A 22,229-nucleotide genomic window follows, 5' to 3' on the forward strand; every position below is an offset into this window, starting at 1 on the left:
GTCTCTGTATTGGCATGTTTGAATTATTGTTGTTAATTCATATTAATCGAAACTTAAATTCAGGAAGAGATTTTGTGGGATTAAAACGTATGACTCCATCAGGAACTACGAGATTTTTTTCTATAGCTTTAACCGTTTCACTATTGATTTCGTGTGTGAATTACACTGGGCGCGTCTTTATAGCCCCTAATATACCTGATAGTGAATTCGCTGCTGTTTACATTTATTCATCACACACAGGGTGTGTTGATCTAGGACAGATGAATGTCGATATATTCGTAGATGGTAACAATATATTAGAGCTAGCTGAAAACTCTTTTGCTCTTATTTATTTAGAAGCTGGTGAACACGTCTTCAATACATCTACTGATGATCAAAAAGCATGTCATGGACAATGGTCCCCTGGTAAGTACTGGCCAACCGTAAATCTTCAATTGCAACCCTCAAGATCTTATTATCTCCAATACAACAAGCCTTCAGGTTCATGTATTTCAACCTGTGATAGGCACTTAACCGAAGTACCTGCTGAAATTGCCATACAAGAAATGCAAGGGACAAAGGAAATCAAGTTAAGGCCTTAGTACGTTTCTCTAAAGCCTTAATTTACTACAAATGCTTTCCGTCTAGCTCTGAGAAATAGTTAGCTAATGGTACTGAAAATGCGAAGCAATAAATCAAGGTACTTTAAATTATGAATACTATACGAAATGTCTTATTAATTTCCGGTTTATGCTTTTTTCTACTTGCTTGCGGTGGACGATCCCTTTTAACGTCCGATTTGTCTTATAAAGATGAATTTCAAGCACTTGTAGGGCAAAAATTAATTCTACTATCTGGTGATAGGGTTTGGTTTTTAATGCGTGATCCTTATGACCCGTTCACTAACTTTAGTAGGGGGTATAAACTCAGCCTAATCACTTTGGAACACGCAGCTAATCTTACTTCGGGGACGATTAAACCTCCGTTAACTCCAAAAGGTTTTTACGAGATATTAGGTATTGTCGATGGCAGCAAAATTCAAATAGAAAGAGTTCATGAATACGGGATGGAGACTGCAACCCCTGTGGCATTAGGGTTCATTGAACTAAATCCTGGTCGCCGATACCCATTCGAATCTGAATGGAAGCCTATCTTTGAGTCTCAGATTATGAGGCAAGAAACTGAAAAGCAGTAACAAATACTATGCTTCATGTCCGCTTATGGCACAAAGCAGAAGCTACAACAACACCATCTCTTTCTCTAGGCGAAGCCGATCTCTAGACGCGAAGCGGCGTCCTAAAAGGCGAAGCCGATCTCTAGACGCGAAGCGGCGTCCTTTTTCTAGCCACTAGCAACTAGCAACTAGCAACTAGCAACTAGCAACTAGCAACTAAAACCTAGCCACTCTTCTCCCGATACATCCGACTATCAGCCTGCTCCAGCCAATATTCAATCGCTTGATTACCAGCAAGCATCACACTACCAATACTGACACTTAGCTGATTTTCCATAAGCCCCTGGCTAATTCGCTCAGCGATTTTATCTAAGTCAGCCTGCGACTCTGCAGCAGCGAGCACTACAAACTCATCGCCAGACATACGCGCAGATATATCATTCTCTCTGATAGAGCTTCGTATAGCTTCTGCTAGGCGCTTAAGAGCTTGGTCGCCAGAACTATGACCTTGACGATCATTAATTCCCTTAAGGTCGTCTAGATCCAAATAGAGCAAACCTAAAGCCATTCCGGTGCGTTTGGCGAGTACCGAATAATGCGTTGCTACAGACATAAAGCCACGACGGTTATAAAGCCCTGTGAGTTCATCTGTCATTGCAAGGTTGGAGATCTCTTCATACTGAGAAAGAAGACGTAGATCAGCTTCGATCAAATCTCGGAATTCACTGACCAGATCGAGGTATTCAGAACGGTAATCAGTGGTTTCAAAATCCATGACACAGATGGTTCCAAATGGCTCACCCGATGGCCACTGTACCGGCAGCCCTAGGTAGGAGCTAAAACCATCATCAGCCACTTCCGGGTTCGTGTCCCAAGTAGGATCCGCTTGCGCATTTTTGACATATAGTTCATGCCCTTCCTGAACGACTTTTTTACAAAAAATGTTGGTATCCGGCGTAATCTCCACCCCAGCAGGGTATGGATTCGATTCCTGATCACTGGCAATGACTACCTGATAGCCTTTCGGCCGATACTGAACGATAAAGCCCGCAGGCGCTTGAAAGATACGCGCCATCACATCCACTGTTTTCTGCCACTTATCCAATGGCACCAGATCATCCTTCTCCTCGATTACCCACTGGTCGGGATGCAACATAAAACCCTCTAGAGAAACAACTGTATAGAAACCACTCACTAACTTTAGCAGTTATTCAAGAAATAGAGTCAGAGCTGGATCAATAGTTCAGTAAATTTAGGATCGCCAATGATAGAGATTAACAAAGCAACCTCTAGGCGCAGCCGTGCTGAATTTCAGGCATAAAAAAACCAGCTCAAGGCTAGATTCTTAAAGTGGTGGGTCGTATAGGATTACTAATGCCCTTCGGGCCAGCGTCGCAAGCTCCGCTGTTCTCTACAGGCTTCGCCTTCCGAGTCGAACCTCCCTTCGGGTACGGTTCTCATCCTATACAAAGAGTATCTTTTGAGCATAAAAAAACCAGCTTATGGCTGGATTCTTAAAGTGGTGGGTCGTATAGGATTCGAACCTATGACCAATTGGTTAAAAGCCAACTGCTCTACCGACTGAGCTAACGACCCACATAAGATTGCGAAAGAATTTCGCTAAAGAAGTTTAAGAGTGGTGGGTCGTATAGGATTCGAACCTATGACCAATTGGTTAAAAGCCAACTGCTCTACCGACTGAGCTAACGACCCAACTCTTAAGATGGCTCCCTGAGCTGGACTCGAACCAGCGACCAATAGATTAACAGTCTACTGCTCTACCAACTGAGCTATCAGGGAACTGCTGTTCCAGTAAATGGCGGAGGGATAGGGATTCGAACCCTAGGGCCCTCTCGGACCGCTGGTTTTCAAGACCAGTGCTTTCGACCACTCAGCCATCCCTCCGCAGGAACGGCGCGTATATTATCGCAATGAGTTTTTGTGTCAACTAATTACGTACTGTTTTTTAAAAAAAACTGATTATTTTTCAAAGTTTTTTCAGTTTTTGGAAATTCGACTAAAGATTAACCAGAAACGATTAAAAAACAACCGGATAAACACGCCTCACCGGATTTCTACAAACTACATATTTGGATAATTTGGTCCGCCCATACCTTCTGGGACCACCCATTTAATATTTTGGGCCGGATCTTTAATATCGCAGGTCTTACAGTGTAGACAATTTTGCGAGTTTATTTGGAATCTTTGTCCCTGTTCATCCTCAACCACTTCATACACTCCCGCAGGACAATATCGCTGCGCAGGTTCAGCATAAGTCGATAGGTTTGAACCTAAAGGAATACTTTCATCCTTTAACTGAAGATGGCACGGCTGATCCTCTTCATGATTGGTATTTGAGAGGAACACCGAACTGAGCTTATCAAAGCTGATCTCGCCGTCAGGTTTTGGATAACTTATCTCTTTACAATCAGATGCAGGTTTCAGTTGTGCGTAATCGGCATGAGTATCGTGCAGCGTCAATGGGATTTTTCCGCCAAAGATATTCTGATCGATGTAGTTAAAGGCCCCACCTAACAACGGACCAAACTTATGCATCGCAGGGCCAAAGTTACGTGAGCGGAATAATTCGTCATACAACCAAGAGGATTCAAACTTCTGCGCATAACCGCTTAGCTCTTTACCACTCTCACCTGACTGAGTTAGCTCATCGAAAATTGCTTCTGCAGCCAACATGCCCGACTTCATCGCCGTATGCGTACCCTTAATCTTCGAGAAGTTAAGCGTACCGGCATTACAACCGGCAATGATGCCACCCGGGAAGGTCATTTTAGGCAGGGCATTAAAGCCGCCTTTGGTGATCGCCCTAGCACCATAGGAGACGCGCTTGCCGCCCTCTAGGTACTGTTTTAAAACGGGATGATGTTTCATACGCTGAAACTCATCAAACGGGCTTAAATATGGATTGGAGTAATTCAGATCGACAATCAAGCCAACAACTACTTGATTACCCTCGGTGTGATAGAGGAAGAAACCACCACTCGCGCCATCACTCAGAGGCCAGCCTGAACCATGAACAACTAAACCAGGCTTATGCTTATCAGGATCAATATCCCACAGTTCCTTAATACCCAAGCCATAATGTTGAGCATCGGCTTCTGCTGCCAGATCAAAGCGCTCTATCAGCTCTTTTCCTAAATGCCCGCGGCAGCCTTCTGAGAACACCGTGTATTTAGCATGCAGCTCCATACCCGGCATATAACTATCTTTCTGCTCTCCAGACTCAGTTAACCCCATATCGCCAGTAGCAATCCCCTTAACGCTACCATCTTCATGGTAGAGAACTTCTGCAGCGGCAAAACCAGGGAAGATTTCCACACCAAGCTGCTCAGCCTGCTCTGCCAACCAACGACATAAGTTACCCAAGCTAACAATGTAGTTTCCGTTATTATGCATCGTTTTAGGAACCAGCATATTAGGAACTTGGGTGGCTTTTTCCTCGTCTTTGAGCATAAAGATCTGATCTTCAGTCACCGGCGTATTTAATGGTGCACCCCGCTCTTCCCAATCAGGAAACAGTTCATCCAGAGCCCGCGATTCAATCACTGCGCCCGATAAAATATGTGCTCCAACTTCAGAACCTTTTTCTACCACACAAACGGTTAGCTCTTTTTCCGCCTCTTGAGCTTGCTGCATCAAACGGCAGGCTGTTGATAATCCAGCAGGACCTGCTCCGACAATGACTACATCAAACTCCATTGATTCACGCGCCATATCACTCATAACTCACCTCTCTCACCTATATGGCGTCTACTTAAAACTGTTCTTCAGAAAGCTGCATCACCGCATCACCACCTGCCATGACTGCGCTCAAAAGACCTGATGTACGTGGTAGCAACTGCTCTACATAAAAGCGTGTCGATACTATTTTGCTTTCTAAGAATGGCTGATCGCTCTCAGGATCATTTAGCTTAGCTTGGGCGATGCTGGCTGATTTAACCGATAACCAACCACCACAAAGATAACCAAGTAGCATCATAAAGCTAACACTGGCTGCACCTGCTGCAGCTGGATCTTTACTCGCAGTTTTCAATACCCATTTTTTAGCTTCTTCTGCATGCTTAAGGGCATCACAGATCGCGCTAACTAGGTCTTGCAGTTCAGGTTCGGAGATCTGATCAAGATCGCTAGCAATTTCGCTCAGTAAATCAGTGAGTGCAGCACCACTATCTACCAAGGTTTTTCGACCGATCAGGTCTAAAGCCTGAATACCGGTTGTACCTTCATAAATCGTCAAGATACGGGCATCGCGATAATGTTGTGCAACTCCCGTTTCTTCGATAAAGCCCATACCGCCGTGCACTTGCACCGCAAGATAGGTCATCTCTTGGGCTAACTCTGTTACCCAGCCTTTAACAATCGGTGTCAGAAGATCAGTTCGCGCCTGATGTTTAGCGCGTTGTTCACTATCTTGAGCATGCTGACAAAGATCACTTTCGGCGCGAGCAACATAAGTTAATGCGCGCATAGCTTGAATACCTGATTTCATCTGCAACAACATGCGGCGAACATCAGGGTGCTTCATAATCGTAACGCGAGAACCATCCCTCAAGGTGCCTTGAACACGATCTTTGGCGTATTCCAACGCCTGTTGATAAGCACGCTCCGAGATAGCTAAACCTTGTAGGCCTACACCTTGGCGCGCATCGTTCATCATCGTAAACATGCAAGCAAGGCCATTATTTTCCTCACCTACCAAGTAACCAATGGCACCGTCGTTATCACCAAAGCTCATCACGCAGGTAGGACTGCCGTGGATACCGAGCTTGTGCTCCAGCGCCACAGCCGAGGCATCGTTACGTTGATCAGTTACTTGGCCGTTTTCATCCAACAAAAATTTAGGCACAACAAAGAGAGAGATCCCTTTTACACCGGCCGGGGCATCAGGCAAGCGTGCTAATACCAGATGAACGATATTCTCAGTCATCTGATGGTCGCCCCAGGTTATAAAGATCTTTTGGCCAGTAATTCGGTAGTGATCACCTTCTGGTACAGCACGAGTTTTCAGGGCTGCTAAGTCGGTACCAGCATCAGGTTCTGTTAGATTCATGGTGCCCGTCCACTCACCACTGATCAGCCTAGGAAGGTAGTGCTGCTGTAGCTGTTCACTGCCATGCGTTTCCAACGCTTCAATCGCGCCCTGAGTCAGCAGAGGACATAAAGCCCAAGCCAAGTTGGAGGACTGCCACACTTCGTTAACCGCAACAGAGAGTGCGTTAGGTAGACCCTGACCACCAAACTCAGGATTAGCCGCAAGCGATGGCCAACCACCCTCACAGAACTGCTGATAGGCGTCAGAAAAACCGGGCGTTTCCTGCACTTGGTTATCAACTAACTTGGCACCTTGCTGATCACCAACCACATTTAGAGGAGCAAGCTGTTCAGTGCCTAGCTTAGAAGCCTCATCTAAAACCGCTTCAGCCAAGCCTTCAGCAAACTCTTCTAGACCTGCTGAATGACAAATCTGTTCTAACCCCACTAGCTCATTCAAGACAAAAACACCATCTTGATACGGGTATCGATAATCGCTCATGTATAACTTGCTCCGTCTTAACCTGCTTACCGCTTAGATCGGCTCAGGCTTTTTATTGTAATAACTCGACGTTAATTCACATTGGGAAATGCTATTAACATAATCGTTCCAGCGTCCATTTCCAGCAATAACAATTCACACCTCAATGACTAACAAAAACGTTCTTAAGACAAGAAAGGCCCTATAATATAGGGCCAATTTAAAGCATTAAGAGTCAGCTAATTGCTGGCAATAGCTATCACTACGCCGATATTCTCCAGGGGTCATGCCGGTCCATTTTTTAAATGACCTAAAGAAAGCGGAGGGCTCTTCAAATCCCATCAACCCAGCAACATCATTGATCGATAACTGCGGGGAATTCATATAGTTAAGCGCAGCTAACTTGCGACACTCGTCTTTGATCTTTTGATAAGAAGTATCTTCTTCTAACAATCGACGTCGCAGTGTCGATACTGACATATGCAGCCTATACGCAACTTCCTCAGCACTTGGTAGATCCTGACTAAAGTCCTTACCAATCAAAGCCACTACTTGGGACTTCAAGCTGGTGTCATCATCCACCATTACGATTAGCTGATAAGGGGCTGTTTTTAAGAAACTTCGCAAAGTTTCAGGCGTTTGAACAATCGGAAAATCCAAATAACGCGCAGGAAAAACAATCGCATTATCATGCTGTTCAAATTTCACCTCTGACTGGAAAAGAGTTTTGTATTGAGCCAAGTCGTCTGGCTCAGCAAACGAAAAATAGGCTGCTTTCAGCTCTAACCTCTTACCAATTAACCAACACAAAAAGTGCTGCCACATCGATAGTGAGGTTCGAATACGTCCCGGAATTTCGTCTTTTAAAATTTCCTCCATCGAGACTTCGGCTGCGTCCGTTGTAGTAAACGAAACCTTGGCAAAACGGCCTTTACGTACCAGATAAGGTTTAACTTTTGTGCCGCGACAGATCTCATGAAAATCACTGGCACGATAGATCGCTTTCTCAAGCGTTGTGCAGTGGATCAAGCAATGACACATCATGCGGAAGGTCCCATTTGGCACCTTACCGCCACTCAACATTCCGAAATATTCGTCTTGAGCGATGTAATAAATACGCTGATAGAGCAAACCAAACTTATCCGCTGGAAATTCAGTTTGGTTACCAATTTCAGCCGGATCTATCCCTACATGGGTCAACAGCTGTTCGACACTGAACCCCTGCTCTTCAACTAACTGCAATAAGTGACGGACGTACCCAGCGGGTACGGTAATTTTACGCTCCATGACTCTCTAACCTATTTTGTTCTTATTTTTTGATGAAACGCACTTCCCTTTCTTATTCATGAACTATTATGTTAATAATTTCAAGCTAACGAACTATTTTGTTAATAACTTTGCCCTCAATTGTTATTGAGAGATTTTGTTAAGCCAGTGAACATGGATAGCGTTAAAGATACTGTAACTGCTCTGTAGAGCCCATTCTGCAAACCTACTGAGTAGAAGCAATGGATTTAGATAGAAAACACAATTTGCGCCTTAAAAAAATAACAACGCTAGGTGAACGAAATGGCAACAAAAAACTGGATTTTGCGTCGCAGCAAAAAACCATCCATGGTGTTTAAACGCCAACTACTGCCGTTACTGATAGGTAGTGCAGTAAGTATTAATCAGGCTCAAGCAATAGAATTTAATCTCGGTGATATCGAGGGACGCTTTGACTCTCAAATATCAATGGGAGCCAGCTGGCGTATGGATGACGCATCTTCAGAGCTAATTTCGAAAGGTAACGGCGGTACTAGTCTTGGATCCGGTAGCTACGATGACGGCAACCAGAACTTTGATAAAGGTGAAACCTTTTCTCAGATAGTTAAGGGCGTGCATGATCTAGAGCTACGCTACGAAAATATGGGCGTTTTCACCCGTGCTAAATACTGGTACGACGCTGAGTTAGAATCCGGCTCAAGAAACCATGGACACTCACCTAACCTATATGACCCCGGTGCAGAATTAGACGATTCTGGATTTAATGATTATGCCAAGTTTGGCGGATTCGAAGTATTAGATGCCTACTGGTATGGCGCATTTGATTTAGGTGAAAAGCCACTTGATGTTCGTATTGGTCGCCAAGTTGTTAACTGGGGCGAGAGTACATTCATACAAGGCGGTTTAAACGCGATTAATCCGTTTGATGTTAACGCGTTCCGTCGTCCTGGGGCAGAAGTCAAAGAAGGCCTACTCCCCGTCAATATGGCATTCGCGTCCTTTGGCCTAACCGATAATTTAAGTGTAGAAGGTTTCTATCAACTCAAATGGGAACCGACAGCCATAGATGGTTGCGGAACCTACTTCTCCAACAATGACTTTGTAGGTGAAGGTTGCGATGGCATCCGAATTCAAACAACAAACCCAACCTTATCGGCACTTCTTGGCGTTAACGTTTCCGATCAAGATTATTTCAACACCTTAGGCGCAGGAGGCGTTTGGGCATTATCAGGAGCCGACCTAGCGTCACCAATCAGCCCCGTAGTTAATCGACATGAAGATGGCAGAAGGGAAGCTGATGACGACGGCCAGTTTGGTCTCGCACTTCGTTATTTTTCAGAAGACTTAAACAACACTGAATTCGGCTTGTATCTATCTAGATACCACAGCCGCCTTCCTGTAACTAGTGGTGTGAACTCTTCTGTAACAGCAGGTGATCTACCAACAATTGCAGGCGGTGTTAGCCCAACAGCCGCAGCCGTCGTTGCAGCATTTGATTCTGAATATTTCGTTGAATACCCCGAAGATATCGAAATGATTGGTTTAAGCTTTAACACCAATATCGGGGATATTGCTTGGTCCGGTGAAATCAGCCATAAAACTGATGTACCTATCCAGATCAACGGTCCTCTTTTGGTAGGGGCTATTCTGCAACAAAATATTGGCGGCATAGGCAACAGCGCAGCAGATAGTTTGATAGCCTCCGCAGGAGCAGGCGGTGAGGTTTCCGGTTTCACTCCATTCGATGTAACTCAAGTCCAAACAAGCTTTGTTAAATTCTACGATCAGGTTTTAGGTGCAAGCCGCTTAACGATGGTGGGTGAATTAGCCTGGACTCACGTACACGACTTGGACGAGAGTGCCAACGCGCTTAAATACGGACGTAATGGTGCATTTGGTTATGCTGCTGGTGATACCGATGGTTTCGTAACTCAAGACTCTTACGGTTACGTACTACGCGCTAACTTAAACTATCCGAATGCTTTTGCCGGTGTGAATCTAACACCACAAATCAGCTTTAAGCACGGTTTAGAAGGTTATGGCCCGCAACCTGGTGCAGCATTTAATGAAGATGAGAAAACACTTGGTTTGAGCCTAACCGCTGATTACCTGAATAAATACCGTGTTCAGCTTTCTTATACCGACTTCTTCGGTGGGGATTTCAACTCTATTGAAGACCGTGATTTCCTATCAATTAGCGCGTCCGTTTCTTTCTAAGATCAGCAGATAAATGGAGATATACACTATGTTCAATACCAAGAAACTTCTGCTGAGTTCGGCGATTCTTTTTGCCTCGGCAAGCGTTTATGCCGCAACGCCTGAGCAGGTAGCTCAACTGGGCAATCAACTTACACCGATAGGTGCCGAAAAAGCGGGTAATGCTGCAGGAACAATTCCGGCATGGACCGGCGGTTTAGAAAGCGGATCTGATCGTTACAGCAACCCGTTTGCAAGCGAAAAGCCAATATTCACTATCACTGCAGCCAATGCTGATCAGTACAAGGATAACCTTACACCCGGCCAGATGGCGATGTTGCAAAAGTATGCTGATAGTTATTCTATCCCTGTGTACCCAACCCATCGTACAGCCGCATTACCAGCAGATGTTTATGCTGCAGCAAAACAGAATGCTTCCAGCGCAGAGCTAACCGATGGCGGCAACGGTCTATCAGGCTTTGAAACGGCAATCCCTTTCCCAATCCCTGAAAACGGTTTAGAAGTTATCTGGAACCATATGACTCGCTACCGTGGCGGTGCATTGGAAAGGACTTTTGTGCAGGTACCTGTGCAAGCTAACGGTAATTTTACTGCGGTAAAAATTAACGAAAAGATGTCGTGGCCGAGCGCTTTAGAAGGCGGCTCTGATGCTAAGAAAGATGACAATATCCTGTTCTACTTTGTCCAGCGCGTTAAAGCGCCATCACGCCTAACCGGCAACGTGTTACTCGTTCATGAAACGATGAACCAGATTGCACAACCTCGTCAGGCTTGGACTTACAATGCCGGTCAGCGCCGTGTTCGTCGCGCGCCTCAAATTGCATATGACGCACCGGGCACAGCCAGTGATGGTCAACGTACGACCGATAACCTTGATCTATTCAACGGCGCTCCTGATCGCTACGAGTGGAATCTTGTTGGCAAACAGGAGCTTTACATTCCATACAACAGCTTCAAGCTAGCTGATCGTGGATTAAAGTATGAGGATATTCTTCAACCTGGCCATATGAATCCAGAACTAACGCGTTACGAGCTACATCGCGTGTGGAAAGTAGAGGCAACGCTTAAAGATGGTGAACGTCATATCTACGCGAAACGTACATTCTACATTGATGAAGATAGCTGGCAGATTGCTGTAGTCGATCACTACGACGGTCGAGGCGAGCTATGGCGTGTAGGTGAATCCCACCAGTTCCAATACCGTGATGTAAATGTGCCTTGGCTGACTGCTGAAGCGCTTTATGATCTTCAATCTGGTAGATACCTAGTAGGTAGTTTGACGAACGAAGAAGGCAATGGATTCGACTTTAGCCAACGCTTTAAACATAAAGATTTTACCCCACAGGCGATCCGTCGCATGGGTAAATAAACCCGATCCATGCAAGCAAGTAGCGTAAACGAATAATCCTATCTTATTCTGATACGCAGAAAGCCTCCTTATTTTTAAGGAGGCTTTTTTCGTTTTAGAGCTTTTATATTGAACGATGGACTAGGATAATACTGTGCTTAGCAGCGATGCTGCTCCATCTACTCATTATCGAAAGGTTTTCCCATGGCCGCTATCGGCAAATACAACACTCTGGAAGTAATCAAAGAGAAAGATTTTGGCGTTTATCTGGATGCAGGTGAACTAGGCGAAATACTTTTACCTAAACGTTACTGCCCAGAAGATTTAGAAGTCGGCGACAGTATCCGCGTATTTATCTATCTTGATACCGATGATTATCTGATTGCGACCACGGAAACACCTAAGGCGATCGTTGACGAATTTGCCATGCTGAAAGTATCAGAAGTAAACGATGTAGGTGCTTTCTTAGACTGGGGTCTTTCCAAAGATGTGCTTCTACCTTACAGCGAGCAAAAGAACCGCCCTGTTGAGGTTGGTAAGCGCTACCTTGTGCGTTTGTATCTAGATAAAAACACTAACCGTATTGTGGCATCCACTAAGATCGATAAATTCTTGGATAAAACACCACCTCGTTACAAAGCAGGCGAGGAGGTTCAGTTGGTCATTGCCAACCGTACCGACCTAGGCCAAAAAGCGATTGTTAACCACGAGCACTGGGGCCTGATCTTCCGTAGCGATGTATTGAAAACGGTTTACCCTGGCCAAAAATTTAAAGGCTACATAAAAGAAGTACGCGCGGACGGCAAGATCAACCTTTCCATGCAAAAGCCGGGATACAGCAAGGTTGTAGATACCGTACAGCAGATCCTAGATATGATTGATGAGCAGGAAGGTTTTATCACAATCAATGATAAATCCTCACCAGAAGTGATCTACAAACACTTTGGCATTAGTAAAAAGGCATTCAAAATGGCTGTGGGTGCTCTACTAAAACAAGGCAAGATCACCATTGAGCCGGGCGGATTACGCTTAAAAGATTAAGACCCCTCTTGATAAAAATAAGAAGAAAATGAAAAAGCCGTAGCAGATCTGCTACGGCTTTTTTGTTTCTCCTGTTCATCCTTAACCTTTCTAAAAACGTCGGTTTATCTCTTCAACCACGCTTCAAGATCATCAGCACCGCCAATCAATTCACCATCGATAAAGATCTGCGGCGTTGTGCCGTGCCCTGAAACCGCTTGCAACGTGCTGAAACTTACTCCGTGGCTACCTAGCTCAATCGCTTCGTACTTGTAACCGTTGTCAGTCAGCGCTTTCTTAGCACGTGTACAGTGCGGGCAACCTGGCTTACTCAATACTGTTACGCGTTTTGGCTGTTCCGCTTGCGGATTGATGTAATCCAGCATGGTATCAGCATCAGATACTTCAAACGGGTCGCCTGGAAGGTCAGCCTCGATAAACATCTTATCGATCACGCCATCTTTCACCAGCATGGAGTAACGCCAAGAACGCTTGCCAAAACCTAGGTTGTCTTTATCGACCAACATATCCATCGCTGCGCTGAACTCACCATTACCGTCTGGGATAAAAGTGATGTTGTCTGCATGCTGATCTTCAGCCCAAGCGTTCATTACAAATGTATCGTTTACAGAAAGGCAGATAATGTCATCAATACCATTTGCTGCGAATACTGGCGCAAGCTCATTGTAGCGAGGCAAATGCGTGCTAGAACATGTTGGTGTAAATGCACCCGGCAGTGCGAATACAATTACGTTCTTACCTGTGAAAAGCTCTGCAGTCGTTACATCAACCCACTCATTACCCTGACGAGTGTGAAAAGTTACTGCTGGAATATTCTTACCTTCGCTATTCTGTAGCATGACTTATTCCTCTAAATGTCGCGTCTGGATGACTTGCGTTTCGTTAGAGTTAATATAGGCGAAAACGTTGAATAAAAATAATTAAACAAAACTAATCGACTGATAGCCTAGAGCTATATGGAGATTTTCTATACTAAAATTAAGAGTGAATCTCTTTCGGAAGGAATTCTAAGAATTGATCGAAGGGTACCGGACGCCCAAGGAAATACCCCTGAACATAATCACAACCAAACTCGCGAAGCATATCTAGCTGTTGCTGGTTTTCAACACCCTCAGCTACGACTTTGATGCCCAAGGTTTGACCCATTTTGATGATTACCTCGACCAGCGTTCTGTCCTGCTCATCATCCAAGAGATCGATCACAAAGCTACGATCAATCTTCAAGTAATCCGCAGGATAGTGACGTAGGTAGTTAATTGCCGAATACCCTGTACCAAAATCATCAATAGAGAAAGCAATACCTTGCTCACGCAAGCGTTTGATCTTATCTAACTGACTATCACCACCTTCCATCAACAGCGACTCGGTAATCTCAAACACCAGATTGCTGTGATCCACATCGTGACCATCAATAATCTGCAACCAACGGGCGTCAGCATCTTTTGGGAAAAATTCCGCCACAGAACGGTTAATCGAAATCTGCATATCGATACCTGCCTGCTTGAACTTATCTGACAGATGGCAAGCTTCATCCAAGATCCACTCGCCTAAGCTACGAATAGCGCCTGTCTGCTCTGCAACTGGTATAAAATCTCCAGGGGAGACTATACCTCTAATGGGATGAATCCAGCGTACAAGTGCTTCACATTTGGCAATTTCTTGGGTATCCAAAGCAACGATTGGCTGTAGATAGAGCTCAAACTGCCCTTCACGCAAACCTGCCAGTATGTCGTTATGCAACTGGACATGATGCTTCACTTCCTGACTCAGTGCTTCATTAAAGAAGAAAATTCTATTTTTACCGGCACGTTTAGCTGCGTACATCGCACGGTCAGCATTCTGCAATAGCTGTTGCATGCTATGCCCATCTTCAGGGTACATAGCAATACCTAAACTATGTGTAACCGAGAGGTACTGGCCATCAATAAGATAAGGCTCCCCCAGTTCCATCTGAAGTTTTTCGGCAAGCAATTCAGCCTGAGTAGCCGATTCAATATCACGCAGAATAATAACGAACTCATCACCCGCTAGACGTGCGAGCAGATCATCACTGCGAACAATGCTGCGCATGCGCCCTGCAAACAAACGTAAAAGTTCGTCTCCGGTGTGATGCCCCCAGTTATCATTAACCTCTTTAAAGTAATCCAGATCGATAAAGAACAGCGCAAACATGTGATTATGACGTTGATGATCATAGATCATTGCCTGCAACTGCTGGCCGAAATGGTAACGATTTGATAACCCAGTCAACGCATCATAGTTTGCACGGTAAGTTGCCGTTTCGATCGCTTGAAGCTTTTCACGATAATTCAGAGCAATCAGGTAAGTCGCCATGGCCATTACGAAGCTCACCAATAAGCTGATAAGCCAATAACCCAGAACTTGTCGGTTTTTAACTTGCCATCCACCTTGAGGATAAGCGGCTAGCTGCCAGCGCCCCAAGGGCAAAATAACATCAACTGTCACTGCATCAGGATGGAAGGTTTCTTTATTACCAAAAAACACATCACCATCGACACCTAGTCCATCTCTTCCTCTGATGGCTATATCATTGCCCCAAAGGCGAATATCTATACCAGCTTTCTGTAGAAGATCTTCATCATCAATCACAGCTGAGACAATACCCCAAAGTATATTTCGATCCTCACCAATGAACACGGGTACTCGTGCTATCAGCGCTGTTCCACCTTGCACTAAGTTGACTGGTCCAGAAAGGATAATGTCTTTAAGCTGAATAGACTCCATAACTGCAGGTAGTTGGTCTGGCATTGTTCGGTAATCAAGGCCTAGCGCTGATTCATTTCCTGCGAAGGGATGGATATTAGTGATAACCAAATCAGGTGCCAACGCGATGTGCCTGATACTAAGTTTTGTCTGCAGAAATTCATCAACTAGACGAGAAAATTCACCTTGATTAATGTCTGAATTGATCGCAATTTCAGCTCGTAGCCCCCTCAATACAACAAGATGAGCATTTACTTCACCCTCTAATCGGGCGCCTAAGGTCAAAAGATTTACAAATGCCTGATGTTTAATGTTTTCGCGAATACGCTCAAATTCATGACTCACAAAGAAAGCTGACACCAGCATCACCACCCCAAAGACAATCGCAGAAAATGCGAAAGGGTTTTGGGTAAGCGACTTTAAAATGCGCGGCATCATGAGTAATACAAGCTCTCTATACAATCAATTAATCACGTTTTAGTGCTTAGTGACTATCCAGCAGATGTTATAAGACCTTAGTTATACAGCTTTACAGCTACATAATAAATAGATCCAAACTAACTGTTCGTTGGCCATAATCATATTTGAACAAGCATTCACAATACAGGTAAATTTAATCTTTTCAATTGGTTAGGTATCGACGACCTCATGTTCAGTTTCCGCTGCGGCATATAATAAGCAATCACTGAGGGCGATATCTGGCCGAGTGGTAATCATAAAGAGCTTCAGAGGCTGTGCAGTGACGAGTAGATTGCCCTTAATATCAAAGAAACGAGAAAAAACATCAGCCCCTTCAGCGTCATGAACTTTTAAGTTTTGCTGGCAAGTACCGCCCCCCAACCAAGCGATTAAAGTACCCCGCTCTACTGCGCCAAAATTAAATTGATCTAATTGCGTAGGTACGGTCAGATCGGTTCCGATCACATAACTATCAGCAAAGGCGATCGTCGTTTCCGGCTGAAGCTCTAAACGAACTGGCTGGCGGTACAGCTCTAGATGGTGGCCGTGCTCTAACTGCATTACCTCCTCTTGATAGAGAAATTTTTGTAAACCCTGCCACGCGATCTGATTGGCCGTTTGATCTTTAGCTCCCCCACACTCGATGGTCGCTACCGGACAGCGACGCGTACTTCGCTCCATCAACGCGCCTAAGCGCAGATCGGTTACCACTAAACGTTCACTAAAAAGGGAGACGAGTGCTTCATGTGCTTCGCTCACATATGTCACTACGCCAAAATCTGGGCTATGCCCCGAGGTGTTATGAATATCGAGGATGCACTCAGGTTGATAATCCTCAAACAGCTCTAAGATCTCTTCAGCAAGTTGCCCCGGTGCATCCGTAAAAGGAGGGAAGAAACAACGGTTCATATCCCGCTGCCCAGGATATACGCGGTTTTTATACATGGGTTCCAGAATAGCAGCAGGAACAGAGGGTATAAAACAGAGCAGATTAAACAGCGGCTTTTGCTCCTGCTTTAACCATTTGTGTAGCGCATTAAGGCCAGAGGGTTCATTTCCATGCAATAGGGTCACTAAACCACGGGTACGCTCGCTCCGCTCCCCTTCGACATAGATCATCACCGCTTCGCCCATCTCTTTTAAGAACGCCTCTGGGCTTTCCAGCAGTTGCTCAGAAGTAGGATTTATCAGCGTTCTCATACCCTATTCCCTTCCATATAAAGCACCTCCACAATAGCTACCATCTCACTACAGGTTCATTCGTAGCCGACAGCGTCATATAACGTTGCACCATCTGAGTAAGCGCTTGATTGTGATTTAATTTTTTATATAACCGCTGGTATTCACGCAGTTGCCAATAAGCTCCTGTGATCCCTGTATCGACACGATCTTTGATCACAGCTAGATAGTAATCCCGTTCTTGTGGTTCAATTTCCAAGGCATTTAACCCAGCATATGCAACGGGCAATAGCTCCTGAACAATCTCAGCAACACTTAACTTTTTAAGTCCACCAGCCTGACTTAAGACTGGCCACATCAGCTCCGCCTGCAGACCTTTTTCAGCCGCTAAATAAAAGTTCTTAACCAGCACACTAAATGGCATTGCAGGGATGATTTCATCCATCTGTTCCTGAAGGCCTTTGGCAACTCCCAGTGAAAAAGCTGCATTCGCGGCCATATCACAAGGCGTCGGCCCAGCGGGCAAAGCCCTAAGCTCAATCCGCAAATGCCCACCCTGTTTTTGATCATAAACTGGCCTATTCCAAGGCCAAACCGTACCGGCATGAAGGCACAACTCTTGTAGCGAAGCGACATCCCCTTTATTAATAATATCTAAGGTATTTTCGTCACCAATTACCGGCAATATCGGCTCATGTAGATGCACCATCTCTGCAAATAGCTCATACGCCCCCTCACGAACCCAACCATTACCAAAATCAACACGGGAAGGAATGCCTCGATCACACTCTTCATGGGAACGCCCATCAATTGCTTGCCTGAACAAGGGGATACGTGTCTCATGCCATAATTTATGCCCCAACATAAAGGGAGAGTTCGCCGCTAAAGCAACCACTACCGGCGTCACTAATTGCAGGGCATTAAAGGTGCAAGCAAAACGCTCGGGGCTAACTCGGAAATGAACCTGCATGGAACTATTGGCTCCCTCTAATGAAACATCTCGAGAGCGTAGAGAAATAGGAGGATCTCCCTCAATTTTGATACAAAACATTTTGCCCCGCAGCTTTTGTAGCGCTTGGGTCAATGCGTAAAAACGTGATTCATCAGTGAGAGCCTTTAAGCCAAAATCACTACGTTTTAACGTCGGCAGAATTCCTATAGGCAACGCTTGCCCTTGTTCAGCAGATAAATGATGGTTCACCAATTCGATGGCACTAACCATCTCATTTTCCATCTGGCTGAACGGTGTGCCTGCAGCAGCAACCGGCTTTAAGTTGTATTCGAGATTAAAGCGGTTCAACTCCAACGCTAGTTGCTTATGCCCGCTACGATCAATCACTTCGCGATTTAAACTTAGCGGCCTCCCATGCTTATCTACCAGATATAACTCCAGCTCAGCACCTATAGATGAAGGCCCACAACCAAAACCGGGCCGATTCAACATAGATTTCAGCCCATCTAGGTTTTCCATTAAACGCATTCTGAATTGGCTATAAGCCTGTTCACTAAATTTATGAGAACTGATCTCTTGTCCCATACGCCCCTTCAGGAAAAGTTCATTCAATACCTTTAAGATTAGCTAGCTCTGTTCATTCCTACCAATTTGAACCGATTAGCGCCAAATTTATACAGATATTAGGAAATTCGCAGATGAAAGCGTTTAGGGTAAAATCAAAGAAACCATCAGATTGAGCTGATAATTTTCAATGTCCGTAGAAAAAGTTGCCTGCCACTGCTGTGACCTGATTCAGGAGATTCCTGATCTTTCACCCGGATTAAAAGCACACTGCCGACGTTGCGGGCATCAACTGACGGCAAAAGTACCAAACAGCATTGATCGTGCTATAGCGTTTGCCATTAGCGCACTGATCTTTCTATTTCTGTCCCTGCCATTTCCATTTTTAGCCTTTCAATCCCAAGGGCGTGAACAGGAAGTCTCTCTAGCACAGAGCGGGTTCGACCTACTTCAACTCGGTTTTCCTATACTCGCCTTACTACTACTCTGCTTTATTATCTTGATTCCAGCTCTACTGCTAAGTGCATATTTGGCTATTCTGATTCCGTTAAAACTGGACCACAGTCGGCGCTGGATGTATCAAATAACGCGGCTCCTGTTTACCCTGCACCCTTGGGGCATGGCAGAAGTATTTCTTATCGGCGTTTTAGTGAGTTTAGTTAAGATCGCGGGGATGGCTGACTTAGTCATAGGGATGTCATTCTGGGCTTATGTACTCTTTGCAATCTGTCTAATCGCAACGATCACCTCCGTCGACAAATTGCAGTTGTGGCATCAACTAGATCATTGCGCCGGTATTGAACGCTCCAAAATACAAGTGTCAGAAGGCAGTGCATTAAAGCAAGAGATGATCAGTTGCCATCATTGTGATCTGCTCCACCCAGCGAACGAAAAAAATTGCCGACGCTGTGAAAGCAAACTGCATCCACGAATCCCCAACAGCATGCAGAAAACCTGGGCATACCTGATTACAGCAGTAATTCTTTATCTACCGGCAAATATCTATCCGATCATGAATACCACCCTATTAGGTTCGGAAGATCCCAGCACTATTATGGGCGGTGTAGTTTTGCTCTGGCAGCATGGTTCTTACCCAATCGCACTGGTGGTCTTTATCGCCAGTGTTTTGGTTCCGATTGCTAAAATGCTAATGATCTTTTGGCTAGCTTATAGTGTCCAAGCGGGACATCAGCACAAATTAACTGAACGGATGTGGATGTATCGCATCACTGAACTGATTGGTCGCTGGTCGATGATCGATGTCTTTGTCGTCGCGGTTTTAGTTGCACTGGTACAGTTAGGTGGGCTAGTCAGTATCCAGCCAGGAATTGCTACCATCGCCTTCGCCAGCGTAGTGATTTTAACGATGTTATCTGCGATCAGCTTTGACCCCCGCTTAATTTGGGATAACCTGAGCGACACAGAAATACGCGCCATCAATCATGGACAAGAACCTCTGACCGACTTAATGGACGATGCAACTTAATTATGTCTACTTCGAAAATAGATCCTACCCCGGTTATCAGCGCTAAACGCACGATTTCCAGCATCTGGATATTGCCTCTGATCGCTCTGTTTCTGGGCGGCTGGATGATCTATCAGGACTGGGCTAACCGTGGTCAATTGGTCAGTATTACCTTTATTACTGCTGATGGCATAGAAGCAGGTAAAACCAAGATTAAGGTTAGAAGTGTCGAGGTGGGTAAGGTCGAATCAGTCCAACTCAATTACGCCGATGGCAACGTTTTAGTTAAAGCACGGATCGAGCCCGAAGCTGAAGCACTCCTTCTAGACAACACCCGCTTTTGGGTGGTACGCCCCCGTGTAGGCACTGGCGGAGTAAGTGGCCTTGGCACACTGCTGTCAGGCGCTTATATAGAGATGAGCCCAGGTGAAGGAAAACGAAAAACAACCAAGTACACAGGCTTAGAAGAACCACCTGTCACCTCAGCCTCAGAGCCGGGCTTAAGACTGCAATTGATCAGTGATAACGCTCACTCGCTCAGTGTGGGAGATACCGTGATCTATCGTGGTTTCCCTGTCGGTCGTATAGAACAATTATCCTTCGATACCCAAGCAAAACAAGCGGTTTACGATCTGTTTATCCAAGCACCTTATGATCAACTCGTCACTACAGATAGTCGCTTCTGGAATATGAGTGGTATCAACCTCAATCTCTCGGCTGATGGCATAAATATACAAACTGGTACATTGGATACGCTTCTCGCAGGCGGGGTAACATTTGATGTCATTGATAGTGATAGCAAAGGCCAAGCTGCAGCAGATGGTGATCGTTATCAACTTTACCCAGATTTTGAGAGTGTAAAAGAGCAGCCTTATGCTTTTTACAATGAGTACTTACTGTTATTCGATCAAACAGTCCGGGGGCTCGTTCCAGGTGCTCCCGTTGAATTTCGTGGCGTACGCATAGGTACAGTTGAGCGCATTCCTTTTCAGATTTCTGAAATCACGGGCGAATCAGACCCACGTATTCCGGTGATTATTCGTCTTGAACCAGGTCGTTTAGGTTATGACGATGAAGAAAACGTATTACATAACGCTCATGAAAAACTGCGCTTTTGGATACAACAAGGTATGCGAGCTAGCCTAAAATCCGGCAACCTCCTTACTGGCAGTCTATTTGTCGATTTTGACCTCTACCCCGAAGAGCAAGCAGCTAACCTTATTGAGTTTGATGGTTACCCGGTGATTCCTACCGTGTCAGGTGGCTTTGCACAACTAGAGAACAAACTCAGCGCGGTGCTCAGCAAGATTGAAAAGCTGCAAGTTGAACCTCTCATTTCTCAATTAGATTCAACGCTGAATACTTCTGAAAAAGCCATCAAACAACTGAATCGCACTCTGAAAGAGATCGAATCTTTAGTCCGTAATAACAACACCCAAGCCCTACCAGAAGAATTAAAAGCGACTTTAAAAGAGGTCCGATTAGCAGCAAAAGGAATCGCTCCACAAAGCGAACTGTACCAAGTGATGAACCGTTCCTTAGATACGCTACAGCAAACGCTAAAACAGCTTCAACCTGTACTCAAAACATTGGATGAGAAACCTAATGCGCTGATTTTTGATGCTCCAAAAAGCGCGGATCCAATCCCAGGAGGCCGACCTAATGAATAAAACCATCAACCTCTTTGTCAGCCTTATTCTATTGAGCGTTTTAGGCGGTTGCGCATCCCAAGGCAGCAATCCTCAAAGTCAGTACTATCTTCTTAGCAGCGATAGCCAGAGCTATGTAAAAGAGACCTATCAGCGAGTCATCGGAATCCAGCCGGTTAAAGTAGCACCATATATCAATACACCGGGGATTGCTCTGCTCACTCGCGAAAACCATATTCGCATTGCCAATCAACACCTTTGGGCGGAACAACCCGATCAAGCAATTACCCGCGTATTGCACAACGAACTTGATCAACGTTTAAGCAACAGCCGTGTTGATGATGGCTCACTTGGCCGCAACAGTGATTGGAACTACAGCATTGCCACCCAAATAGATCAGTTTCATGGCACAGAAACCGGTGAAGCGGTATTAAGCGGGCACTGGCAAATAAAACAAGATGAACAGGTAATCAGCACTTACCGCTTTAATCTCAAGCAGCCGCTTGAAAAACCCGGCTATAGCGCGTTGGTCAAAGAGTTACAGCATTTATTGTCGAACCTTGCTGAACAACAAGCCTCTTATTTACAGCAGCATCTAGCAAAGCGTTAGTCGATAAAGTGACAGGTTTAAATAATCTCGACATAAATTATGAATAAGCTTCACAACACGGGAACCAATTCT

The 22,229-nt window shown here is 45.1% G+C and carries 16 protein-coding genes, 4 tRNA genes and 1 other RNA gene; 8 read left to right on the forward strand and 13 right to left on the reverse strand.

Going from position 1 to position 22,229, the window contains the following annotated elements:
• Positions 1-14 precede the first annotated feature (14 nt).
• Together ACMXYO_RS14060 and ACMXYO_RS14065 are read left to right on the forward strand one after the other, a co-directional pair.
• On the forward strand, positions 15-581 hold the full coding sequence (locus ACMXYO_RS14060) for a DUF2846 domain-containing protein (RefSeq protein WP_415885722.1): 567 nt from the start codon (positions 15-17) through the stop codon (positions 579-581).
• A 110-nt stretch (positions 582-691) separates the two neighbouring features.
• Complete coding sequence (locus ACMXYO_RS14065; protein ID WP_415885723.1) at positions 692-1,174, forward strand: hypothetical protein; 483 nt, start codon at positions 692-694, stop codon at positions 1,172-1,174.
• A gap of 202 nt (positions 1,175-1,376) precedes the next feature.
• Here the strand turns inward: ACMXYO_RS14065 and ACMXYO_RS14070 are convergent, their stop codons facing one another.
• The 9 genes from ACMXYO_RS14070 to ACMXYO_RS14110 all read right to left on the reverse strand — a co-directional run bounded on the left by ACMXYO_RS14070 (position 1,377) and on the right by ACMXYO_RS14110 (position 7,970).
• Positions 1,377-2,309, reverse strand: a complete 933-nt coding sequence (locus ACMXYO_RS14070) for a diguanylate cyclase (RefSeq protein ID WP_415885724.1) — start codon at positions 2,307-2,309, stop codon at positions 1,377-1,379.
• A gap of 195 nt (positions 2,310-2,504) precedes the next feature.
• Positions 2,505-2,635, reverse strand: a non-coding RNA gene (locus ACMXYO_RS14075) — RtT sRNA.
• A 38-nt stretch (positions 2,636-2,673) separates the two neighbouring features.
• Positions 2,674-2,749 (reverse strand) — tRNA-Lys (locus tag ACMXYO_RS14080).
• A 41-nt stretch (positions 2,750-2,790) separates the two neighbouring features.
• A tRNA-Lys gene (locus ACMXYO_RS14085) sits at positions 2,791-2,866 on the reverse strand.
• An 11-nt stretch (positions 2,867-2,877) separates the two neighbouring features.
• Positions 2,878-2,953 (reverse strand) — tRNA-Asn (locus ACMXYO_RS14090).
• A gap of 17 nt (positions 2,954-2,970) precedes the next feature.
• A tRNA-Ser gene (locus tag ACMXYO_RS14095) sits at positions 2,971-3,058 on the reverse strand.
• A gap of 177 nt (positions 3,059-3,235) precedes the next feature.
• The gene (locus ACMXYO_RS14100) at positions 3,236-4,885 is read right to left on the reverse strand and encodes an electron transfer flavoprotein-ubiquinone oxidoreductase (protein ID WP_415888107.1); all 1,650 of its coding nucleotides are present in this window, start codon (positions 4,883-4,885) and stop codon (positions 3,236-3,238) included.
• Between the two features lie 40 nt (positions 4,886-4,925).
• On the reverse strand, positions 4,926-6,704 hold the full coding sequence (locus tag ACMXYO_RS14105; protein ID WP_415885725.1) for an acyl-CoA dehydrogenase: 1,779 nt from the start codon (positions 6,702-6,704) through the stop codon (positions 4,926-4,928).
• A 207-nt stretch (positions 6,705-6,911) separates the two neighbouring features.
• Positions 6,912-7,970, reverse strand: coding sequence for an AraC family transcriptional regulator (locus ACMXYO_RS14110; RefSeq protein ID WP_415885726.1), 1,059 nt, complete (start codon positions 7,968-7,970; stop codon positions 6,912-6,914).
• A gap of 282 nt (positions 7,971-8,252) precedes the next feature.
• Here ACMXYO_RS14110 and ACMXYO_RS14115 point away from each other — a divergent pair, with 282 nt between their 5' ends.
• From ACMXYO_RS14115 to ACMXYO_RS14125, 3 genes are all read left to right on the forward strand, one after another.
• On the forward strand, positions 8,253-10,166 hold the full coding sequence (locus ACMXYO_RS14115; RefSeq protein ID WP_415885728.1) for a DUF1302 domain-containing protein: 1,914 nt from the start codon (positions 8,253-8,255) through the stop codon (positions 10,164-10,166).
• Between the two features lie 28 nt (positions 10,167-10,194).
• On the forward strand, positions 10,195-11,535 hold the full coding sequence (locus ACMXYO_RS14120; protein ID WP_415885729.1) for a DUF1329 domain-containing protein: 1,341 nt from the start codon (positions 10,195-10,197) through the stop codon (positions 11,533-11,535).
• A 183-nt stretch (positions 11,536-11,718) separates the two neighbouring features.
• Entirely contained in the window at positions 11,719-12,555 is an 837-nt protein-coding gene (locus ACMXYO_RS14125; RefSeq protein ID WP_415885730.1) for a S1 RNA-binding domain-containing protein, read from the forward strand.
• A 104-nt stretch (positions 12,556-12,659) separates the two neighbouring features.
• Here the strand turns inward: ACMXYO_RS14125 and ACMXYO_RS14130 are convergent, their stop codons facing one another.
• The 4 genes from ACMXYO_RS14130 to ACMXYO_RS14145 form a co-directional block, all read right to left on the reverse strand.
• On the reverse strand, positions 12,660-13,394 hold the full coding sequence (locus ACMXYO_RS14130; protein ID WP_415885731.1) for a glutathione peroxidase: 735 nt from the start codon (positions 13,392-13,394) through the stop codon (positions 12,660-12,662).
• Between the two features lie 139 nt (positions 13,395-13,533).
• Positions 13,534-15,717 (reverse strand): putative bifunctional diguanylate cyclase/phosphodiesterase, encoded by a 2,184-nt coding sequence (locus ACMXYO_RS14135; RefSeq protein WP_415885732.1) that lies wholly within the window; start codon positions 15,715-15,717, stop codon positions 13,534-13,536.
• 192 nt (positions 15,718-15,909) lie between these two features.
• The gene (locus tag ACMXYO_RS14140; RefSeq protein WP_415885734.1) at positions 15,910-16,938 is read right to left on the reverse strand and encodes a succinylglutamate desuccinylase/aspartoacylase family protein; all 1,029 of its coding nucleotides are present in this window, start codon (positions 16,936-16,938) and stop codon (positions 15,910-15,912) included.
• A 37-nt stretch (positions 16,939-16,975) separates the two neighbouring features.
• Positions 16,976-18,454 (reverse strand): glutamate-cysteine ligase family protein, encoded by a 1,479-nt coding sequence (locus ACMXYO_RS14145; protein WP_415885735.1) that lies wholly within the window; start codon positions 18,452-18,454, stop codon positions 16,976-16,978.
• Between the two features lie 169 nt (positions 18,455-18,623).
• Here ACMXYO_RS14145 and ACMXYO_RS14150 point away from each other — a divergent pair, with 169 nt between their 5' ends.
• The 3 genes from ACMXYO_RS14150 to ACMXYO_RS14160 are packed head-to-tail and all read left to right on the forward strand — an operon-like array spanning position 18,624 to position 22,157.
• Positions 18,624-19,919 carry a PqiA/YebS family transporter subunit gene (locus tag ACMXYO_RS14150; protein WP_415885737.1) on the forward strand — a complete coding sequence of 432 codons (1,296 nt, stop codon included), beginning with the start codon at positions 18,624-18,626 and terminating at the stop codon, positions 19,917-19,919.
• A 2-nt stretch (positions 19,920-19,921) separates the two neighbouring features.
• Positions 19,922-21,568, forward strand: a complete 1,647-nt coding sequence (gene pqiB / locus ACMXYO_RS14155; RefSeq protein ID WP_415885738.1) for an intermembrane transport protein PqiB — start codon at positions 19,922-19,924, stop codon at positions 21,566-21,568.
• Positions 21,561-22,157 (forward strand): membrane integrity-associated transporter subunit PqiC, encoded by a 597-nt coding sequence (locus ACMXYO_RS14160; RefSeq protein ID WP_415885739.1) that lies wholly within the window; start codon positions 21,561-21,563, stop codon positions 22,155-22,157. Before pqiB ends, ACMXYO_RS14160 begins: the two co-directional genes overlap by 8 nt.
• Positions 22,158-22,229 lie beyond the last annotated feature (72 nt).

The organism is Neptuniibacter sp. QD37_6, from assembly GCF_047778085.1.
Lineage (GTDB): Bacteria > Pseudomonadota > Gammaproteobacteria > Pseudomonadales > Balneatricaceae > Neptuniibacter.

What these genes read in the sequence shown, in the direction of transcription:
- ACMXYO_RS14060 (WP_415885722.1), top strand. Translation starts at nt 15, where the DNA reads ATGTTTGAATTATTGTTGTTAATTCATATTAATCGAAACTTAAATTCA.
- ACMXYO_RS14065 (WP_415885723.1), top strand. Translation starts at nt 692, where the DNA reads ATGAATACTATACGAAATGTCTTATTAATTTCCGGTTTATGCTTTTTT.
- ACMXYO_RS14070 (WP_415885724.1), bottom strand. Translation starts at nt 2,309, where the DNA reads ATGTTGCATCCCGACCAGTGGGTAATCGAGGAGAAGGATGATCTGGTG.
- ACMXYO_RS14100 (WP_415888107.1), bottom strand. Translation starts at nt 4,885, where the DNA reads ATGGCGCGTGAATCAATGGAGTTTGATGTAGTCATTGTCGGAGCAGGT.
- ACMXYO_RS14105 (WP_415885725.1), bottom strand. Translation starts at nt 6,704, where the DNA reads ATGAGCGATTATCGATACCCGTATCAAGATGGTGTTTTTGTCTTGAAT.
- ACMXYO_RS14110 (WP_415885726.1), bottom strand. Translation starts at nt 7,970, where the DNA reads ATGGAGCGTAAAATTACCGTACCCGCTGGGTACGTCCGTCACTTATTG.
- ACMXYO_RS14115 (WP_415885728.1), top strand. Translation starts at nt 8,253, where the DNA reads ATGGCAACAAAAAACTGGATTTTGCGTCGCAGCAAAAAACCATCCATG.
- ACMXYO_RS14120 (WP_415885729.1), top strand. Translation starts at nt 10,195, where the DNA reads ATGTTCAATACCAAGAAACTTCTGCTGAGTTCGGCGATTCTTTTTGCC.
- ACMXYO_RS14125 (WP_415885730.1), top strand. Translation starts at nt 11,719, where the DNA reads ATGGCCGCTATCGGCAAATACAACACTCTGGAAGTAATCAAAGAGAAA.
- ACMXYO_RS14130 (WP_415885731.1), bottom strand. Translation starts at nt 13,394, where the DNA reads ATGCTACAGAATAGCGAAGGTAAGAATATTCCAGCAGTAACTTTTCAC.
- ACMXYO_RS14135 (WP_415885732.1), bottom strand. Translation starts at nt 15,717, where the DNA reads ATGATGCCGCGCATTTTAAAGTCGCTTACCCAAAACCCTTTCGCATTT.
- ACMXYO_RS14140 (WP_415885734.1), bottom strand. Translation starts at nt 16,938, where the DNA reads ATGAGAACGCTGATAAATCCTACTTCTGAGCAACTGCTGGAAAGCCCA.
- ACMXYO_RS14145 (WP_415885735.1), bottom strand. Translation starts at nt 18,454, where the DNA reads ATGGGACAAGAGATCAGTTCTCATAAATTTAGTGAACAGGCTTATAGC.
- ACMXYO_RS14150 (WP_415885737.1), top strand. Translation starts at nt 18,624, where the DNA reads ATGTCCGTAGAAAAAGTTGCCTGCCACTGCTGTGACCTGATTCAGGAG.
- pqiB (WP_415885738.1), top strand. Translation starts at nt 19,922, where the DNA reads ATGTCTACTTCGAAAATAGATCCTACCCCGGTTATCAGCGCTAAACGC.
- ACMXYO_RS14160 (WP_415885739.1), top strand. Translation starts at nt 21,561, where the DNA reads ATGAATAAAACCATCAACCTCTTTGTCAGCCTTATTCTATTGAGCGTT.